The following is a 319-nucleotide window of genomic DNA, read 5'->3' as shown; positions in this document are numbered from 1 at the left end:
ACGCATGGGACATGGGTCGCCAATTTATAACACCAGATGGCCAAAGGTGTGGAGGTCTTAATCATCGAGGATCCGATGAAGTAAGAAAAGTCCTTACTGATATACTTTCTATGTATGAGGTTGTTCGCGTAGTAGAGCTTGGACTTGTGGGAGAGATAATCGAGCTGAAAGGAGATACGGCTTCGATTCAGGTCTATGAGGAAACGTCTGGATTAAAGCCAGGAGAACCCGTCGTAGCTACTGGAGCCCTCTGAGCGCTGAACTTGGACCAGGTTTGATCGAGCAGATATACGACGGCATACAGAGGCCTCTCAATATC

1 pseudogene is annotated in these 319 nt (G+C 47.6%); it reads left to right on the top strand.

From position 1 onward, the window contains the following. Positions 1-107 precede the first annotated feature (107 nt). Positions 108-319: pseudogene (locus tag EZM41_RS13180) on the top strand (V-type ATP synthase subunit A); the annotation flags it as partial.

The organism is Acetomicrobium sp. S15 = DSM 107314, from assembly GCF_016125955.1.
GTDB lineage: Bacteria > Synergistota > Synergistia > Synergistales > Thermosynergistaceae > Thermosynergistes > Thermosynergistes pyruvativorans.
The sequence above is the reverse complement of the archived record's forward strand: the minus strand, read 5'-3'. Positions and strand labels throughout refer to the sequence as shown.